Genomic DNA, 16,911 nt, shown 5'->3' with positions numbered 1-16,911 from the left:
GTCGACCAGTCGACATAAAGATCAGAGCCTTCCCAATTTCAAGCTGTTGTCTGTCACGAGGTAGAAACATGAACCCCATGAGAGCCCTTCGCCAATATCAGAAGGTCAATTCCCATGCCCAGATCTCTGAAGCCAGCCCCCATCGCCTGGTGCAGATGCTGATGGAGGGCGGGCTGGACCGCATGGCCCAGGCCAAGGGCGCCATGGAGCGGGGCGATACCGCACTCAAGGGGTTGATGATGGGCAAGGCCGTGGACATCATCATCGGCCTGCGTGACGGCTTGAACCCGGAAAAGACCGAAGATCCGGCGTCGCTGCAACAGCTCGACAATTTGTACGCCTACATGATGACCCGTCTGATGGAAGCCAATCGCGATAACAACGCGGCGATCATCGACGAGGTATCGGGTTTGCTTGAAACCCTGAAAAGCGGTTGGGATGCAATTGCCAATCAATAGGCCCGAGGGTCTGAGGAAGACGTCATGAGTCAAGCACTGCGGCGCATAGAAGAAACCCGCGAAGCCCTGATCGACGCCCTGGCGGCGCGTAACTGGGACGCGATCGGCGAACTGGATTCGACCTGTCGTGAATGCGTCGACGAGGTGCTCAGTGAGGCGCCGATCGACGAAGACGCGGTGCGGAGCAATCTGGAAGGGTTGTTGGCGGTGTACAAAGAGTTGCTGACGGCGACGATGGGCGAGCGTCAGGCGATAGTCGACGAGATGTCGCAGATCAACCAAGCACAAAAGGCATCAAAGGTTTACCATCTGTTTGGTTAATTGACGCCAGTTAATCCAAACATAATGCGCCATAAATTTGACTGTGCGCGGTTTTTTGACTTAACTAGTGGCTGGTTCCAGAATTCAGTCGTCTTCAGGCATATCAGGCCTGCAAGCGTTTAGCTTGCCCCAGCATTTTGGGCATTGAGTTGACTAGGGAAGTTGCTATTGCATGTGGCGTGAAACCAAAATTCTGCTGATTGATGACGATAGCGTCCGCCGCCGCGATCTGGCGGTGATTTTAAATTTTCTCGGCGAAGAAAATTTACCCTGCGGTAGCCATGACTGGCAGCAGGCTGTCGGCTCTTTGTCGTCAAGTCGTGAAGTAATCTGTGTCCTGATCGGGACGGTCAACGCTCCTGGTGCACTTCTGGGCTTGCTTAAGACACTCTCGACCTGGGATGAGTTCCTTCCGGTTTTGTTAATGGGCGATAATTCTTCCATTGACCTGCCAGAAGACCAGCGTCGCCGGGTACTTTCGACCCTCGAAATGCCGCCCAGCTACAGCAAGCTGCTCGATTCGCTGCACCGTGCCCAGGTCTATCGCGAGATGTACGACCAGGCCCGCGAGCGTGGTCGTCATCGCGAGCCCAATCTTTTCCGCAGTCTTGTCGGCACCAGCCGGGCGATCCAGCACGTCCGCCAGATGATGCAACAAGTCGCCGATACCGATGCCAGCGTGCTGATCCTCGGTGAGTCCGGCACCGGCAAGGAAGTGGTTGCGCGCAACCTGCATTACCATTCCAAGCGCCGCGAAGCGCCGTTCGTGCCGGTCAACTGCGGTGCGATCCCGGCCGAGTTGCTGGAAAGCGAATTGTTCGGTCATGAGAAGGGCGCCTTCACCGGAGCAATCACCAGCCGTGCCGGTCGATTCGAGCTGGCCAATGGCGGCACCCTGTTCCTCGATGAAATCGGCGACATGCCGCTGCCGATGCAGGTCAAGCTGCTGCGCGTATTGCAGGAGCGCACCTTCGAGCGCGTGGGCAGCAACAAGACCCAGAGCGTCGACGTGCGCATCATTGCCGCGACCCACAAGAATCTCGAAAGCATGATCGAGATCGGCACTTTCCGCGAAGACCTGTACTACCGCTTGAATGTATTCCCGATCGAGATGGCGCCGCTGCGAGAGCGCGTCGAGGACATTCCGCTGCTGATGAACGAACTGATCTCGCGCATGGAGCACGAGAAGCGCGGTTCGATCCGTTTCAACTCGGCGGCGATCATGTCGCTGTGCCGCCATGGCTGGCCGGGCAACGTCCGTGAACTGGCCAACCTGGTGGAGCGCATGGCGATCATGCATCCCTACGGCGTGATCGGCGTGGTCGAGCTGCCGAAGAAATTCCGCTACGTCGACGATGAAGACGAGCAAATGGTCGACAGCCTGCGCACCGATCTGGAAGAGCGCGTGGCCATCAACGGTCATACGCAAGACTTCACGGCCAACGCCATGTTGCCGCCGGAGGGCCTGGACCTGAAGGACTACCTCGGTGGCCTGGAGCAAGGGTTGATCCAGCAGGCGCTGGATGATGCCAACGGCATCGTGGCTCGCGCAGCCGAGCGCCTGCGTATTCGTCGTACCACGCTGGTGGAAAAGATGCGCAAGTACGGCATGAGCCGTCGTGATGGAGACGAACAGGCGGATGATTGACGCCTGTTTTTCAATCCATTCATTTATAAGAAGTTTTTTTTAGGCATGGGTATTGCTTTGTCCCTCGCAACGTTCCGTTTCACTGACGGTCAGCCAAGCGAGAGAGCACCATGCCCCCATCCGCCCAGATATCGCCTGCCTCAGATGCTTTTGGGGATGCTTCGCGGCAACCGTCGTCCGTAGAGCAGGCGAGCCGGCTGGGCCTTGAGCAGACATTCGCGCTGTTCAATCAGATGTCCAGTCAGTTGACCGATTCCTACAGCATGCTTGAAGCCCGGGTCACCGAGCTCAAGGGTGAACTGGCGGTGGTCAGCGCCCAGCGCATGCAGGAGCTGGCGGAAAAAGAACGCCTGGCGAACCGTCTGCAAAACCTCCTTGATCTGTTACCCGGCGGTGTCATCGTCATCGACGCCCAGGGCATCGTGCGCGAAGCCAATCCGGCGGCGTGCGAGTTGCTGGGCCTGCCGCTGGAAGGTGAATTGTGGCGCCACGTCATTGCCCGCTGTTTTGCACCTCGCGAAGACGATGGCCATGAGGTCTCCCTCAAGGATGGCCGGCGTCTGTCGATTGCCACGCGCTCGCTGGACGCCGAGCCTGGCCAGTTGGTGTTGCTCAATGACCTGACTGAAACCCGCCATCTGCAGGATCAATTGGCTCGTCATGAGCGTCTGTCGTCGTTGGGGCGCATGGTCGCTTCCTTGGCTCATCAGATACGCACGCCGTTGTCCGCCGCGTTGCTGTACGCCAGTCATTTGACCGAGCAAGCGTTGCCGGTCGCTACCCAGCAGCGTTTTGCCGGGCGTCTCAAGGAGCGCCTGCACGAGCTCGAACACCAGGTGCGCGACATGCTGGTGTTTGCTCGCGGTGAGTTGCCGCTGACCGACCGCGTAACCCCTGGCCAACTGATGCAATCGCTACAGGCGGCCGCACTGACCCACGTGCAGGACCTGCCGATCCGCTGGCAGTGCGACAGTCATTCGGGGGAGTTGCTGTGCAATCGCGACACCCTGGTCGGCGCGATCCTCAACCTGATCGAGAACGCCATTCAGGCCGGTGCCGGTCAACTGCGCCTGAAGATTCACCTCTACACCCGCGGCAACACCCTGCGCCTGTGTGTCAGTGACAGTGGTTCGGGTATCGATGCTGCGGTTCTGGCGCGATTGGGCGAACCCTTTTTTACCACCAAGACCACCGGAACCGGCCTTGGCCTGACCGTGGTCAAGGCGGTGGCCCGTGCGCATCAGGGAGAATTGCAGCTGCGTTCGCGGCTCGGTCGCGGCACTTGCGCGCAGGTGATCCTGCCGCTGTTCAGCAACGCTCAGGGAGCGGAGTGACAGAGATGGGCATCAAGGTTCTGTTGGTCGAGGACGACCGTGCGTTGCGCGAGGCACTGGCTGATACGCTGTTGCTCGCGGGGCACGAATACAAGGCGGTGGGTTCGGCGCAAGAGGCACTGGCGGTTGTCGACGGCGAGGCCTTCAGCCTGGTGATCAGCGACGTCAACATGCCAGGCATGGACGGTCACCAGTTGCTGGGCATGCTGCGAGCGCGGCAGCCGCAGTTGCCGGTGTTGCTGATGACGGCTCACGGTGCGGTCGAGCGTGCGGTCGATGCGATGCGCCAGGGGGCGGCGGACTACCTGGTCAAGCCATTCGAACCCAAGGCGTTGCTCGATCTGGTGGCGCGCCATGCCCTGGGCAGTCTTGGCCTGGCCGAGGGTGAGGGGCCGGTAGCGTTCGAGCCGGCGAGCGCGCAGTTGCTCGAGCTGGCGGCGCGTGTTGCGCGCAGTGATTCCACGGTATTGATCTCGGGTGAGTCGGGCACGGGCAAGGAGGTGCTGGCGCGTTACATCCATCAGCATTCTCATCGAGCCAGTCAGCCGTTCATTGCGATCAACTGCGCCGCGATCCCGGACAACATGCTCGAAGCGACGTTGTTCGGTCACGAGAAGGGTTCCTTTACCGGCGCCATTGCCGCGCAAGCCGGCAAGTTCGAGCAGGCCGACGGCGGCACCCTGCTGCTCGACGAAATTTCCGAAATGCCCCTGGGGCTCCAGGCCAAATTGCTGCGTGTACTGCAGGAGCGCGAGGTCGAGAGGGTTGGGGCGCGTAAACCGATCGCGCTGGATATTCGCGTGGTCGCAACCACCAACCGCGACCTGGCGGGTGAAGTGGCGGCGGGGCGCTTTCGCGAAGATCTCTATTATCGCCTGTCGGTGTTTCCGCTGGCCTGGCGTCCGCTGCGCGAGCGTACCGCTGACATTCTGCCGTTGGCCGAGCGTCTTTTGGCCAAACACGTCAATAAGATGAAGCATTCGGCTGCCAGGCTGTCGCCCGAGGCTCAGGCGTGCCTGATCGGTTATCCGTGGCCAGGTAACGTGCGTGAACTGGACAACGCGATTCAACGCGCGCTGATTTTGCAACAGGGCGGTGTGATCCAGCCGCAGGACTTCTGCCTGGCCGGGCCGGTGGCCTGCGCTCCGTTGCCAGTGTCGGTTGCGGCCCCGGTGCGGCCTGTGGAGGTCGAGTCCGAGTCGGCCGGTGCGCTGGGTGATGACCTGCGTCGCCGTGAGTTCCAGATGATCATCGATACCCTGCGCGCCGAGCGCGGTCGGCGCAAAGAGGCAGCCGAGCGCCTGGGGATCAGCCCGCGAACCCTGCGCTACAAGCTGGCGCAGATGCGCGATGCCGGCATGGATGTGGAAGCGTATTTATTCGCCACCTGAAAGTAGATGCACACAACGCCGATCTAAAACTGTGGGAGCGAGCCTGCTCGCGAAGGCGGTGTGTCAGGTACATGAATGTCGACTGACGCTCCCTCTTCGCGAGCAGGCTCGCTCCCACAGTTTTTGCAGTGATTTGCGGGGCAAAGAGCTTTTGTTTGGAGCAGCCATGGAGCTGGCACCCTTGTTGCTAACACCTCATAACCCGCCGAGTGAGTGTCAAAAAATTGCGGGTCGTCAAAGAGAGAGACCATGAGCCAAGGTATTGAATTCAATCGGTTGATGCTGGATATGCGCGCCATGCAAATGGATGCCATGTCTGCGCCGAAAGCGACTGCTGTCCCTGAAGTGTCGGGCAGCAGCTTTTCCGACATGCTCGGCCAGGCCGTCAATAAAGTGAACGACACCCAACAGGCTTCCACTCAGTTGGCCAGCGCCTTCGAAATCGGCAAAAGCGGCGTCGACCTGACAGACGTGATGATTTCCTCGCAGAAGGCCAGTGTGTCATTCCAGGCGTTGACCCAGGTGCGCAACAAGCTGGTACAGGCCTACCAAGACATCATGCAGATGCCGGTTTAAAGGACGAGATTGAGTCATGGCAGAAGCAGTCGCCGATAATGTTCCGGCCAAGGCCACTCCAATAGACGGCAAACCGCCGCTGTTCGGGTTGTCCTTCCTGGAAAACCTCTCCGAGATGACCATGTTGCGTCAGGTGGGCCTGTTGGTCGGTCTGGCGGCGAGCGTGGCGATTGGTTTTGCCGTGGTGTTGTGGTCTCAACAGCCGGACTACCGGCCTCTGTACGGCAGCCTTGCCGGTATGGACGCCAAGCAGGTCATGGATACCCTGGCCTCCGCCGATATTCCGTACACCGTCGAACCCAATTCCGGTGCCTTGCTGGTCAAGGCCGATGACCTGTCCCGTGCGCGGCTCAAACTCGCGGGCGCTGGTGTCACTCCCAGCGACGGCAACATCGGTTTTGAAATCCTCGACAAGGAACAAGGGCTGGGTACCAGTCAGTTCATGGAAGCGACCCGCTATCGTCGCGGCCTCGAAGGCGAACTGGCCCGCACCATTTCCAGCCTGAACAACGTCAAGGGAGCCCGCGTGCACCTGGCGATCCCGAAGAGTTCGGTGTTCGTGCGCGACGAGCGCAAGCCGAGTGCATCGGTGCTGGTTGAACTCTATTCCGGTCGCTCCCTCGAGCCAGGCCAGGTCGTGGCGATCATCAACCTGGTGGCGACCAGCGTTCCCGAACTCAGCAAGTCGCAGATCACCGTCGTCGACCAGAAGGGCAACCTGCTCTCGGATCAGGCGGAGAACTCCGAGCTGACCATGGCCGGCAAGCAGTTCGACTACAGCCGTCGCATGGAAAGCATGCTCACCCAGCGCGTGCACAACATCCTGCAGCCGGTGCTGGGCAACGATCGCTACAAAGCCGAAGTGTCCGCCGATGTGGACTTCAGTGCGGTCGAGTCGACGTCCGAGCAGTTCAATCCGGATCAACCGGCGTTACGCAGCGAGCAGTCGGTCAACGAACAACGTACCGCCAGCAACGGCCCGCAAGGCGTGCCGGGTGCCTTGAGCAACCAGCCGCCATCGCCGGCCTCCGCGCCGCAAACCACCGGTGGCGCGACTGCGTCGGCCGGCATGGTGCAGCCAGGGCAGCCTCTGATCGACGCCAACGGCCAGCAAATCATGGACCCGGCCACCGGCCAGCCGATGCTTGCTCCGTACCCTGCGGACAAGCGTCAACAATCGACCAAGAACTTCGAACTCGACCGTTCCATCAGCCACACCAAGCAGCAGCAGGGCCGGTTGAATCGCCTGTCGGTGTCGGTGGTGGTCGATGATCAGGTCAAGATCAACCCGGCCAACGGCGAAACCAGCCGTGCGCCGTGGACCGCCGATGAATTGGCGCGCTTCACCCGTCTGGTGCAGGATGCGGTCGGCTTCGATGCCAGCCGTGGCGACAGCGTCAGTGTGATCAACATGCCGTTCTCCGCCGAGCGCGGCGAGGTGATTGCCGATATTCCGTTCTACTCCCAGCCGTGGTTCTGGGACATCGTCAAGCAAGTGCTGGGTGTGCTGTTCATTCTGGTGCTGGTGTTCGGTGTCCTGCGTCCGGTGCTCAACAACATCACCGGTGGCGGCAAAGGCAAGCAGCTGGCCGGTATCGGCAGCGACGTCGAGTTGGGTGGCATGGGCGGTCTGGATGGTGAGCTGGCCAACGACCGTGTCAGCCTCGGTGGTCCGACCAGCATTCTGCTGCCGAGCCCGAGCGAGGGTTATGACGCTCAGTTGAACGCAATCAAGAGTCTGGTGGCCGAAGACCCGGGTCGTGTGGCCCAGGTCGTGAAAGAGTGGATTAACGCAGATGAGTGATAACCGAGCCGTTGCCGCCAAACTGTCCAAGGTCGACAAAGCCGCAATCCTGTTGCTGTCCCTGGGCTCCACCGATGCGGCCCAGGTACTGCGCCACATGGGCCCCAAAGAGGTTCAGCGCGTGGGCGTGGCCATGGCCCAGATGGGTAATGTGCACCGTGAGCAGGTCGAGCAGGTGATGAGCGAGTTCGTCGATATCGTCGGCGACCAGACCAGCCTGGGCGTCGGCTCCGACGACTATGTGCGCAAAATGCTCACCCAGGCCCTGGGCGAAGACAAGGCCAACGGCCTGATCGACCGCATCCTGCTGGGTGGCAACACCAGCGGCCTCGACAGCCTGAAGTGGATGGAGCCGCGCGCCGTCGCCGACGTGATCCGTTATGAGCACCCGCAGATCCAGGCGATCGTGGTGGCCTACCTCGATCCGGACCAGGCCGGTGAAGTACTCGGCAACTTCGACCACAAGGTGCGACTGGACATCATCCTGCGCGTGTCCTCGCTGAACACCGTGCAACCGGCAGCCCTGAAAGAACTCAACCAGATTCTCGAGAAGCAGTTCTCCGGCAACTCGAATGCCTCGCGCACCACCCTGGGTGGCATCAAGCGGGCGGCGGACATCATGAACTTCCTCGACAGCTCGATCGAAGGCCAGCTCATGGATTCGATCCGCGAAGTCGACGAAGACCTGTCCGGTCAGATCGAAGACCTCATGTTCGTGTTCAACAACCTGGCCGATGTCGACGACCGCGGCATCCAGGCGCTGCTCCGCGAGGTGTCCTCCGATGTACTGGTGCTGGCCCTCAAGGGGTCGGACGAAGGCGTCAAGGAGAAGATCTTCAAGAACATGTCCAAACGTGCCGCCGAACTGTTGCGCGACGACCTGGAAGCCAAGGGCCCGGTGCGCGTCAGCGATGTGGAAACCGCGCAGAAGGAAATCCTCACCATCGCCCGCCGTATGGCCGAAGCCGGAGAAATCGTTCTCGGCGGCAAGGGCGGCGAGGAAATGATCTAACACCATGGTCAAGAATGATGATGCACCCACTGACCTGATCCGGGCCAGGGATGTCAGTGGCTTCGATACCTGGGCGCTGCCCAGTTTCGACCCGCCGGAACCCGAGCCGGAGCCTGAACCGGAACCTGAGCCGCCGGAAATGGAGGAAGTGCCGCTGGAGGAAGTCCAGCCACTGACCCTCGAAGAACTCGAAAGCATTCGCCAGGAAGCCTACAACGAAGGTTTCGCGGTGGGTGAGAAGGAAGGTTTCCACAGCACCACGCTCAAGGTCCGCCAGGAAGCCGAAGTGGCCCTGACCGCCAAGATCGCGGCGCTGGAGCAATTGATGACCCACCTGTTCGAGCCCATCGCCGAACAGGACACCCAGATCGAAAAGTCCCTGGTCGACCTCGTGCAACACATCACCAGACAGGTGATCCAGCGCGAACTGGCCATCGACTCGACGCAGATCGAACACGTCATGCGCGATGCACTGAAGCTCTTGCCGCTGGGCGTGGGCAATGTGCGGCTGTACATCAACCCGCAGGATTTCGAACAGGTCAAAGCCCTGCGCGAACGCCATGAAGAAACCTGGCGCATCGTCGAAGACGAGTCGTTGTTGCCCGGCGGTTGCCGGGTCGAGACAGAACACAGCCGTATCGATGCCACGGTGGAAACCCGCGTCGCGCGGGTGATGGACAAGCTGTTCGATCAGCTGCACGAGCAGGCCTTGCACCCGGCTGCGCCGGACCTGAGCCTGGAACTGCCGATCGAAGGCAAGCCTGCGGGCGCTCCGGCTCCGGATGTCCCCGATGCGCCTTGAACGCACCAGTTTCGCCAAACGCCTGGGCAGCTACGCCGAGGCCACGGGACTGGAGGGCGCACCGATCCTCGAAGGCCGCCTGCTGCGCATGGTCGGCCTGACCCTCGAAGCCGAAGGCCTGCGCGCCGCCATGGGCAGCCGCTGCATGGTCATCAATGACGACAGCTATCACCCGGTGCAGGTGGAAGCCGAGGTCATGGGTTTCTCTGGCAGCAAAGTCTTTCTGATGCCGGTCGGCAGTGTCGCCGGCATCGCCCCCGGCGCCCGAGTGGTGCCCCTGGCGGATACCGGTCGCCTGCCCATGGGCATGAGCATGCTCGGACGGGTGCTCGACGGTGCCGGTCGCGCACTGGACGGCAAGGGCGGGATGAAGGCCGAAGACTGGGTGCCGATGGACGGCCCGACCATCAACCCGCTCAAGCGCGAGCCGATCAGCGAGCCGCTGGACGTGGGCATCCGTTGCATCAACGGCATGTTGACGGTCGGTCGTGGTCAGCGGCTCGGCCTGTTTGCTGGTACCGGTGTCGGTAAATCGGTGTTGCTGGGGATGATGACGCGCTTTACCGAGGCCGACATTATCGTCGTCGGACTGATCGGTGAGCGGGGTCGTGAGGTCAAGGAATTCATCGAGCACATCCTCGGTGAAGAAGGACTCAAGCGTTCAGTGGTGGTGGCGTCCCCGGCGGACGATGCGCCGCTGATGCGACTGCGCGCCGCCATGTACTGCACGCGCATCGCCGAATATTTCCGCGACAAGGGCAAGAATGTCCTGTTGCTGATGGATTCCCTGACCCGTTTTGCCCAGGCCCAGCGGGAAATCGCCCTGGCCATCGGCGAGCCACCGGCGACCAAGGGCTATCCGCCATCGGTGTTCGCCAAACTGCCGAAACTGGTGGAGCGGGCCGGTAACGCGGAGAAGGGCGGTGGTTCGATCACCGCGTTCTACACCGTGCTGTCCGAAGGCGACGACCAGCAGGACCCGATTGCCGACTCGGCACGGGGTGTACTCGACGGGCATATCGTGTTGTCCCGGCGCCTGGCCGAGGAAGGACATTACCCGGCCATCGATATTGAAGCATCCATCAGCCGGGTCATGCCGGCGGTGGTGTCGCCGGAGCACATGGTTCGTGCGCAGTATTTCAAGCAGCTGTGGTCGCGTTATCAACAGAGTCGCGACCTGATCAGCGTCGGCGCCTATGTCGCCGGCGGCGATCGCGAGACCGACCTGGCGATTTCACTGCAACCGCAACTGGTCAAATACCTGCGGCAGGGCCTCAACGACAGCATCAGCCTGGGCGAAAGCGAAGCGTATCTCGCCTCGATCTTCGCGCCCGCGGCGGGCGGGTAAGCGGTCATGGCCCAGAGTCGGGCAGGCAGGCTGGCGCCGGTGGTGGAAATGGCCGAAAAGGCCGAGAAAACCGCGGTCCAGCGCCTGGGGCACTTTCAAGGGCAGGTTCGCCTGGCGGAAAGCAAGCTCGCCGACCTCGAAGCCTTCCGCCTCGACTATCAGGAACAATGGATCGTACGCGGCAGCGGCGGCGTCTCGGGCCAATGGTTGCTGGGGTATCAGGGCTTCCTGGCGCAACTGGGCACGGCCATCGACCAGCAGCGGCAAAGCCTGGCCTGGCATCAAAACAACCTGAACAAGGCCCGGGAAACCTGGCAGCAGGCATTTGCCCGAGTCGAAGGTCTGCGCAAGCTGGTTCAGCGCTATGCCGATGAGGCGCGGGCGCTCGAAGACCGGCGCGAGCAAAAGTTGTTGGACGAATTATCACAGCGCTTGCCGCGGCAGGATCAGTATTGAATCGGGTGGGCCGCGTTATCGTTCATCGCGGGCAAGCCACGCTCCCACAGGATCTGCGCCATTTCCAGCCTTGCCCCAACCTCTACCAACTGCTAAACCTTGTACAAGCAGGTTTACAAATGACAAGGAAGCCATGACATGCCAGTTGTTACAGAAGTCTCACCCGATGGGCGAAAGCTGACGATCTCGGTCAAGGGGCGTTTCGATTTCGCCAAACATCAGGAATTTCGTCAGTCCTACGAAGATAAGGCGCTATCGGCGGTTGTGGTTGATCTGAAAGACGCCACTTACCTCGACAGCTCAGCCCTGGGCATGCTGCTTTTACTGCGCGATCACGCCGGTGGCGATGACTCCGACATCCGCGTGGTCAACAGCAATACCGACGTGCGCAAAATCCTCGCCATCTCTAACTTCGACAAACTGTTCGACATCAGTTGATTGCCATGCAGCCACTGGAGCCGCTGACGATCCTGATTGCCGAGGACAGCGCCGCCGATCGCCTGCTGTTGGCGAGCATCCTGCGCCGCCAGGGGCACGAAGTGCTGACGGCGGCCAACGGCGCCGAAGCGGTCGACGCGTTTCGCGAGCAACAACCGCACCTGGTGTTGATGGATGCGATGATGCCGGTCATGGACGGCTTCGAGGCGGCCCGGCAAATCAAGGCCCTGGCCGGGGAAACCCTGGTGCCGATCATCTTCCTCACGTCCTTGTCCGAAAGCGAGGCGCTGGCCCGTTGCCTGGAGGTCGGCGGTGACGACTTTCTGGCGAAACCCTATAACCAGGTGATTCTCGCGGCCAAGATCAAGGCGATGGATCGCTTGCGGCGCTTGCAGGACACCGTTCTGCAGCAGCGTGACCAGATCGCCAGGCACCACGACTACCTGCTCAACGAGCAGCGCGTGGCCAAGGCGGTTTTCGACAAGGTGGCGCACGCCGGCTGCCTGAACGCCGCGCCAAATATCCGTTATCTGCAATCACCCTATGCGCTGTTCAATGGCGACCTGTTGCTGGCCGCGTTCACCCCGGCCGGCGACATGCACGTATTGCTGGGTGACTTCACCGGCCACGGTCTGCCGGCGGCCGTGGGTGCCATGCCACTGGCCGAAGTCTTCTACGGGATGACCGCTAAAGGTTATGGCCTGGCGGAAACCCTGCGCGAAATGAATGCCAAGCTCAAGCGCATCCTGCCGGTGGACATGTTCTGCTGTGCCACGATGCTGTGCCTGAGTTTTCAGCGTCGTGCGGTGGAGGTCTGGAACGGTGGAATGCCCGACGGTTACCTGCATCGCATTGCCAGTGGCGAGCGTACGCCTCTGCCGGCTCGGCACCTGCCTTTGGGGGTGCTGAGCCCGGAATCCTTCGATGAGCGCACCGAAGTGTTTCCCATGGCGCTCGAGGATCGGGTGTTCCTATTGTCCGATGGGGTGATCGATACCTGCGGCGCCAATGAACAGTTGTTTGGCGTGCAGCGATTGCAGCAGGTGTTTGCCGCCAATCGTCAGCCGGATGCGCTGTTCGAAGAGATCGAGCAGGCGCTGCGCGATTTCGGTGGTGAGGCGCGCGACGATGTCAGCATGGTCGAAATCAGCCTGCTGGAGCCGGAACAGATCACGCCACCGGCATTGGTCTACTCCGACAGCGGCCAGTCGTGCCCGCTGGACTGGTCGGTGAGCTTCGAGTTCCGCGCCGCCACGCTCAAGCGATTCAATCCCTTGCCCTATCTGTTGCAGTTGCTGCTTGAGGTGCATGGTCTGCGGGCTCAGAGCGGTGCGCTCTATAGTGTGCTGGCGGAGCTCTATTGCAACGCGCTGGAGCACGGCGTGCTGGGGCTGGATTCGAGTCTCAAGCGCAATGCCTCGGGTTTTGCACGATATTATCAAGAGCGCAATGCCCGGCTCGGCGAACTGCAGGAAGGCTATGTGCGGGTCCATTTGCAGGTGGTGCCGACAGACGACGGCGGTTGCCTGACGATTCAGGTCGAAGACAGCGGTGAAGGGTTCGATGTCGAGCGGGTGATGGAAAGGCCTTTGGACGCCATCCGCCTGTCGGGACGCGGGATCAGTCTGATCCGCCAGTTGGGGCGTAATGCCCGCTGGACCGACAATGGTCGAAGTGCACGCGTGGAGTTTATCTGGGAGGCTCTGGCATAATCCGCGCATTCTTGATCAAGGAGTGAGCAAGTGGACGACGACACACATGTGGATCGCAGCGTGCTGAGTGCATTGCGGGAAGTGATGGAAGAGGCTTATCCGGATCTGCTGGATATCTTTCTTGCGGACTCCGAAGAGCGCCTGAAAGTCTTGAGAGCGGCTGACAGTGCTGCACTGGTCGTTGAAACCGCCCATAGCTTCAAGGGCAGCAGCAGTAACATGGGGGCCCTCAAGCTGACCGAACTCTGCCACCAGCTTGAACAGCAGGCCGCCAGTTTGCCATGCGCGGCCGTTCTGGAGCTGGTCGGCAAAATTGACCGCGAATTCGCCGGTATCCGCCCTCTGTACGAAGCTGAACGACAGCGTTGCCCGGCGAAAATCTGAGCAAACGCTGCTTTTGGTCTCTATCGAGTGAAACTGGCTCGACCTTTGCAGTTATCTAACCCAACTGTACTTTCGAGCCCTGTGCAGCGGAGACCGTTTCATGCCCGTTACCCCCAATATCCTGCTTCAGGCCTCCAGCCAGGCCAAGACTCAGGCTGCCTCCGCCAATCCCCCGGCAGTGGCCGCAGAGCCCGGGGACAAGGCCGCAAGCTTCGCCCATGTCTACGCCAATCAGGCCCAAAACAAGCCCGCTGCGACGGCAGATGCTCCGATCAAACCTGATCGTGACAAGACCTCCGCTGTCGGCGCAAAGAAAGACGCTGGCGACGACAAGTCTGCCGCCGGGGAGCCGGTGGTTGCCGATGGCGGCAAATCCTTGCCTGCCGACCAATCGGTGCAGGCTGGCGACAAGACCGCCGGCGATGATACGGCAGAGGTCGACCCGGCTCAGGTCGTCGATGCCGCGCCGATCGATCCGGCGCTTGATCCCACATGGCAGCAAGCCATACAGCCGGTGGTGTCCGCGCCAGTAACGCCAGCGCCAACAGCGCCTGCCGTGGCCGATGCGGTGCCGCCAACGGTTGAAGCGCCGGTTGCTGCGGCGATCACGGCTACCAGCGTTTCGGCGCCGACCCGCGCTGACGGCGACTTCGATCCCGAGGCCGATCCACTCGACGCCCTGCCGGCGTTACGCTTGGCGATGGAGCAAAGCGGTCACGTGTCGGCTTCCAGTCAGGCGCAGCCAAAGGCCGCACCGACACAGGCGCAAGTCCAGGCTGACGGTGAGCTGACGTCGGCGCAAAACTTTGCCGCTGGCATGTCGACCCTACTGGATGTTCAGGCCGACAAGGACAGTGCCGGCAAAGGTGACGACAAGGCTTTCAGCGGCTTGATCGACGACGGTCTGAAAGATCTCAAGTCTGCCGTCAGCGATACCCGTGTCGATGATTTCGCCAACCGTCTGGCCGCGCTGACCCAGGCGGCCACACCGAAGACAGCCAATGCCTTGCCGGTGAACCAGCCGATCGCTATGCACCAGAGCGGCTGGACCGAAGATGTGGTGAACCGGGTCATGTACCTCTCCAGTGCCAACCTCAAGGCCGCGGACATCCAGTTGCAGCCCGCTGAGCTGGGGCGTCTGGACATTCGGGTGAACATGGTTCCCGATCAGCAGACCCAGGTCACGTTCATGAGTGCGCATCCGGGCGTCCGTGAGGCGCTGGATAGCCAGGTCCATCGCTTGCGCGACATGTTTGCGCAGCAGGGCATGGGGCAGGTCGATGTCAACGTTTCGGACCAGTCCCGTGGTTCGCAACAAGGGCAGGAACAAGCCCGGCAAAGCCAGACCGGACGGACCAGCGCCAGCGGCGGCCGCGTCGATTCAATGGATGACGACCTGACCGCGGGCGTCGCTGAGGTGGCGACCAGCGTGACCAGCGTTATTGGTTCAAGCGCAGTCGATTATTACGCCTGATCATTTGCGGCGCCCTCTGAAAGATCGCAGCCTTCGGCAGCTCCTACATTGGAATGTGTACATCCTGTAGGAGCTGCCGAAGGCTGCGATCTTTTGATTTCCGGCTTCAGCCAGCCGCAGCCCATTTCTCCTCCAGCCGTTCTGGCATAACACTTGCTCTTGCCTTGCCGTGCGACTGTGAAACCCCGAATAGTGACGGATTATTGGCATGGCGAAGAGCGACGCAGCAGTAAAAGACCCCGCATCGAAAGGCAAACTCAAGCTGATCATCCTGATCGTGGTGGCCCTGCTGCTGGCGATCGGTGTGTCCGTGGGCGCGACCTGGTACTTCATGCACAGCGCTCAGAGCAAGCCTGCCGCCGACGTAGCGCAAACCGCTCCCGTCGGCAAACAGCCGGCGATTTTCGAGTCGATGGCGCCGGCTTTCGTGGCCAACTTCAACCAGAACGGCCGCCAGCGCTATATGCAGGTGAGCATCACCATGCTCGGCCGCAACCAGGCAGATGTGGATGCACTCAAGGTCCATATGCCGGTGATCCGCAACAACCTGGTCATGCTGTTCTCCGGGCAGGACTTTGCAACCCTCGCGTCGCCGGTCGGTCAGGAAATGCTGCGTCAGAAGGCCACCGCCAGCGTCCAGGAAGTGGCGCAGAAAGAGCTCGGCAAAGTGGTGGTCGAACAGTTGCTTTTCACTAATTTCGTACTGCAGTAGGAACACGACATGGCCGTGCAGGACCTGCTGTCCCAGGATGAGATCGACGCGCTGCTGCATGGCGTCGACGATGGTCTGGTACAGACCGAAAACGCTGCCGAACCCGGCACCGTCAAAAGCTACGACCTGACCAGCCAGGATCGCATCGTCCGTGGACGCATGCCGACCCTGGAAATGATCAACGAGCGTTTCGCCCGCTATACCCGCATCAGTATGTTCAACATGCTGCGTCGTTCAGCAGACGTGGCGGTCGGCGGCGTGCAGGTGATGAAGTTTGGTGAATACGTGCACTCGCTGTACGTGCCGACCAGTCTCAACCTGGTCAAGATCAAACCCTTGCGTGGCACCGCGTTGTTCATTCTCGACGCCAAGCTGGTGTTCAAGCTGGTGGACAACTTCTTCGGTGGCGACGGCCGGCACGCCAAGATCGAAGGGCGTGAATTCACCCCGACCGAACTGCGTGTGGTACGCATGGTGCTGGAACAGGCGTTCGTCGACCTGAAGGAAGCCTGGCAGGCGATTATGGAAGTCAACTTCGAGTACATCAACTCCGAAGTGAACCCGGCCATGGCCAACATCGTCGGCCCGAGCGAAGCCATTGTGGTGTCGACCTTCCACATCGAACTCGATGGTGGTGGCGGCGACCTGCACGTGACCATGCCGTACTCGATGATCGAGCCGGTGCGCGAGATGCTCGACGCCGGCTTCCAGTCGGACCTCGACGACCAGGACGAGCGCTGGGTCAACGCCCTGCGCCAGGACGTGCTCGACGTCGACGTGCCGATCGGTGCGACGGTGGCCCGTCGTCAACTGCGCCTGCGCGACATCCTGCACATGCAGCCGGGGGATGTGATTCCGGTCGACATGCCGGAAGAAATGATCATGCGCGCCAACGGCGTGCCGGCCTTCAAGGTCAAGATGGGTTCGCACAAGGGCAACCTGGCGTTGCAAGTGATCGAGCCGATCGAGCGCCGTTGACCGGCGCTCCTACCCCATTCGCGATTAACCGAATTCTGAACTTTTGCTCGCCGAGGACACTGA

17 protein-coding genes are annotated in these 16,911 nt (G+C 61.0%); all 17 read left to right on the top strand.

The features are described from left to right. The first annotated feature begins 68 nt into the window (after positions 1-68). The 17 genes from fliS to fliM all read left to right on the top strand — a co-directional run bounded on the left by fliS (position 69) and on the right by fliM (position 16,848). Entirely contained in the window at positions 69-458 is a 390-nt protein-coding gene (gene fliS / locus CD175_RS18180; RefSeq protein ID WP_104449917.1) for a flagellar export chaperone FliS, read from the top strand. Between the two features lie 24 nt (positions 459-482). Next, a complete protein-coding gene (gene fliT, locus CD175_RS18175; RefSeq protein WP_077045766.1) occupies positions 483-779 on the top strand; it encodes a flagellar protein FliT in 297 nt (98 codons plus the stop codon). Positions 780-951: 172 nt separating this feature from the next. Beyond that, on the top strand, positions 952-2,427 hold the full coding sequence (locus tag CD175_RS18170; RefSeq protein ID WP_102699435.1) for a sigma-54 dependent transcriptional regulator: 1,476 nt from the start codon (positions 952-954) through the stop codon (positions 2,425-2,427). Positions 2,428-2,555: 128 nt separating this feature from the next. After that, positions 2,556-3,761, top strand: coding sequence for a sensor histidine kinase (locus CD175_RS18165; RefSeq protein WP_167399543.1), 1,206 nt, complete (start codon positions 2,556-2,558; stop codon positions 3,759-3,761). A gap of 5 nt (positions 3,762-3,766) precedes the next feature. Next, positions 3,767-5,152 (top strand): sigma-54-dependent response regulator transcription factor FleR, encoded by a 1,386-nt coding sequence (gene fleR, locus CD175_RS18160; RefSeq protein WP_104449915.1) that lies wholly within the window; start codon positions 3,767-3,769, stop codon positions 5,150-5,152. 249 nt (positions 5,153-5,401) lie between these two features. Next, on the top strand, positions 5,402-5,728 hold the full coding sequence (fliE, locus tag CD175_RS18155) for a flagellar hook-basal body complex protein FliE (protein WP_007975335.1): 327 nt from the start codon (positions 5,402-5,404) through the stop codon (positions 5,726-5,728). Between the two features lie 16 nt (positions 5,729-5,744). Next, the gene (gene fliF, locus CD175_RS18150) at positions 5,745-7,532 is read left to right on the top strand and encodes a flagellar basal-body MS-ring/collar protein FliF (RefSeq protein WP_104449914.1); all 1,788 of its coding nucleotides are present in this window, start codon (positions 5,745-5,747) and stop codon (positions 7,530-7,532) included. Further along, positions 7,525-8,544, top strand: a complete 1,020-nt coding sequence (fliG, locus tag CD175_RS18145; protein WP_007983391.1) for a flagellar motor switch protein FliG — start codon at positions 7,525-7,527, stop codon at positions 8,542-8,544. The genes fliF and fliG overlap by 8 nt, the downstream gene beginning before the upstream one ends. A gap of 4 nt (positions 8,545-8,548) precedes the next feature. Then, a complete protein-coding gene (gene fliH, locus CD175_RS18140; protein ID WP_104449913.1) occupies positions 8,549-9,346 on the top strand; it encodes a flagellar assembly protein FliH in 798 nt (265 codons plus the stop codon). Continuing rightward, entirely contained in the window at positions 9,336-10,694 is a 1,359-nt protein-coding gene (gene fliI / locus CD175_RS18135) for a flagellar protein export ATPase FliI (protein WP_104449912.1), read from the top strand. Before fliH ends, fliI begins: the two co-directional genes overlap by 11 nt. Before the next feature lie 6 nt (positions 10,695-10,700). Next, a complete protein-coding gene (gene fliJ / locus CD175_RS18130) occupies positions 10,701-11,150 on the top strand; it encodes a flagellar export protein FliJ (protein WP_102699429.1) in 450 nt (149 codons plus the stop codon). Between the two features lie 138 nt (positions 11,151-11,288). After that, on the top strand, positions 11,289-11,588 hold the full coding sequence (locus CD175_RS18125) for an STAS domain-containing protein (protein WP_104449911.1): 300 nt from the start codon (positions 11,289-11,291) through the stop codon (positions 11,586-11,588). Positions 11,589-11,593: 5 nt separating this feature from the next. Beyond that, positions 11,594-13,300 (top strand): ATP-binding SpoIIE family protein phosphatase, encoded by a 1,707-nt coding sequence (locus CD175_RS18120; protein ID WP_104449910.1) that lies wholly within the window; start codon positions 11,594-11,596, stop codon positions 13,298-13,300. An 84-nt stretch (positions 13,301-13,384) separates the two neighbouring features. Next, entirely contained in the window at positions 13,385-13,684 is a 300-nt protein-coding gene (locus tag CD175_RS18115; protein ID WP_104449977.1) for an Hpt domain-containing protein, read from the top strand. Positions 13,685-13,784: 100 nt separating this feature from the next. Further along, the gene (locus tag CD175_RS18110; RefSeq protein ID WP_104449909.1) at positions 13,785-15,158 is read left to right on the top strand and encodes a flagellar hook-length control protein FliK; all 1,374 of its coding nucleotides are present in this window, start codon (positions 13,785-13,787) and stop codon (positions 15,156-15,158) included. Positions 15,159-15,366: 208 nt separating this feature from the next. Then, positions 15,367-15,870: a flagellar basal body-associated protein FliL gene (gene fliL, locus CD175_RS18105; protein WP_104449908.1), complete on the top strand. Its 504-nt coding sequence runs from the start codon at positions 15,367-15,369 to the stop codon at positions 15,868-15,870. 9 nt (positions 15,871-15,879) lie between these two features. After that, complete coding sequence (gene fliM, locus CD175_RS18100; protein ID WP_103394738.1) at positions 15,880-16,848, top strand: flagellar motor switch protein FliM; 969 nt, start codon at positions 15,880-15,882, stop codon at positions 16,846-16,848. Positions 16,849-16,911: the final 63 nt, after the last annotated feature.

The organism is Pseudomonas laurylsulfatiphila (assembly GCF_002934665.1).
In the GTDB taxonomy this organism is placed as follows: domain Bacteria; phylum Pseudomonadota; class Gammaproteobacteria; order Pseudomonadales; family Pseudomonadaceae; genus Aquipseudomonas; species Aquipseudomonas laurylsulfatiphila.
This window is presented reverse-complemented; position numbering and strand designations above follow the sequence as displayed.